Below are 1,799 nucleotides of genomic sequence, written 5' to 3' on the forward strand. Positions count from 1 at the left end.
CTCTTGGTCTCGTGGGTCCTGGGCGCCCTGTTCTTCGCCGCCGGGCTCATCGGGATGCTCCGTTTCCCGAACGCATTGCGCCGCGTGCACGCGCTCAGCAAGGTGGACAACGTCGGTCTCGGTCTGGTGATCATCGGCCTGCTGCCCCAGGCGAGCTGGCCCTACGGCATGCTCAAGCTCACCGCCCTGTGGCTGGTGGTCCTGATCGCCGGCGGGGCCGTCGGCCAGATGCTGGCCGGTGCCATCCACGCCGAGGCCATCGGGATGCGTGACGGCACCAGCCGCCGGGCTGGTCGCGACCACCGGCCCCGGAGGCGCGCCTGATGCCCGAGCTGCCGCTCCCGGACCCGCGTCTCGCGGACATTCCCCTCGGGCTTGCGCTCCTGGTGCTGGCCCTGTGGCTGATCGCGACCCGCCGCGACCGCTCCGCCGTGATCGGCTTCGCCGCCTATGGCCTGCTGGTGGCCCTGGTCTGGGTGCGGCTCGGGGCCATTGACGTCGCCTTGACGGAGGCGGCGCTCGGCGGCGGTCTCATGGGCCTGCTGCTGCTCACCGCCGCGGCCCGGCTCGGCGAGCCGCAGGAGCAGCCGGCGCCGCCGGCGGTTGTGCGCCTCTTGGTAGGCCTGCTCTGCGTCGGTGTCACCGGGTTGCTTGCAGTCGTGGTGCTGTCGCTGCCGACGCCGGCGCCCAACCTAGTGGCGGCGGTGGCCGAACACCAGCACATCACCGAGCTGGGCAATCCGGTGGCCGCGGTGCTGGTGGCCTTCCGCGCCGTGGATACCCTGCTGGAGTCCGTCGTGCTGGCGCTGGCGGTAATCGTGCTTTGGTCCTTCGCGGCCGATGCCGCCTGGGGCGAGCGCCCGCGCACCCTGGAGCTCGGCATCCCGGGCCCGGCGCTGGTGCTGCTGGCTCGGCTGCTGCCGCCGCTGGGTCTCGTGGTGGGCGTGCACCTGTTCTGGACCGGCGCCGACGACCCGGGCGGTCCGTTTCAGGCCGGGGCAGTGCTCGCCGCCATGGCGGCGCTGGTGTGGCTGGCGCGGCTCGGGGCGCCGCCGCCGACCCATAGCCGAGTCACGCGCATCGGCATCGTCCTCGGCCCGCTGGTGTTCCTGCTCATCGGCCTTGCCGGCGTGGTCGTCGCGGACGCCTTTCTCGGCTATCCGGAGGGCCTGACCAAGCCCCTGATCCTGATCATCGAGGCGGTCAAGACGCTGTCGGTGGCCGTGGCGCTGGCCCTGCTCGTCGCCGGCCCGCCGGCGTTGCCGGGCGACCGTTTGGCATCGCGCGCGCCGTTATGACCCTCCCTGTGACCGAGGCCCAGCTCTACGGGCTCTGCGGCGCCGGCCTCATCGGCATCGGGCTGTACGGTGCCGTCCTCGGGCGCAGCGCCCTGCGGCGGCTGCTCGCCTTCAACCTCATCGGCAGCGGCGTGTTCATCGTCTTCGGCGCCCTCGCCAGACGCGGCGGGCTTGCCGGCGGCCCCGCGCGCGAACCGGTGCCTCAGGCGCTGGTCATCACCGGGCTGGTGGTGGCCTTTGCGGCGACGGCGATCGCGGTGGCCCTGCTGATTCGTCTGGCGGCGGTGCAGCCGAAGAGGGCGCGGTCGAGCCCCCTCGCAGAGCTGGCAAAGCGTCGCTACGACGCCTTCGACCCCTGGGGGGGCGGCAAGGCCTGACCATGCGCCTGCCGGAGGTCCTTGCGCTCTGGCTCGATGGGCCACGCGCCGCCGAGCTGTTGTTCCCGCTGCTGGCGTTGCCGGTGCTCGCGTTGCTGCTCGCGCCGCTGCTCGGAGCCCGCGG

The 1,799-nt window shown here is 73.0% G+C and carries 3 protein-coding genes; all 3 read left to right on the top strand.

The window, feature by feature from the left end; genetic code table 11:
• Nucleotides 1-324: monovalent cation/H(+) antiporter subunit G (locus tag I6U14_RS00465; RefSeq protein ID WP_296895978.1), on the top strand; the 324-nt coding region annotated here is incomplete at its 5' end.
• A complete protein-coding gene (locus I6U14_RS00470) occupies nt 324-1,298 on the top strand; it encodes a hydrogenase subunit MbhD domain-containing protein (RefSeq protein WP_296895979.1) in 975 nt (324 codons plus the stop codon). The genes I6U14_RS00465 and I6U14_RS00470, both read left to right, overlap by 1 nt.
• Complete coding sequence (locus tag I6U14_RS00475) at nt 1,295-1,675, top strand: NADH-quinone oxidoreductase subunit K (RefSeq protein ID WP_296895981.1); 381 nt, start codon at nt 1,295-1,297, stop codon at nt 1,673-1,675. Before I6U14_RS00470 ends, I6U14_RS00475 begins: the two co-directional genes overlap by 4 nt.
• Nucleotides 1,676-1,799 lie beyond the last annotated feature (124 nt).

The sequence above is a fragment of the Thiohalocapsa sp. genome (assembly GCF_019695415.1).
GTDB lineage: Bacteria > Pseudomonadota > Gammaproteobacteria > Chromatiales > Chromatiaceae > Thiohalocapsa.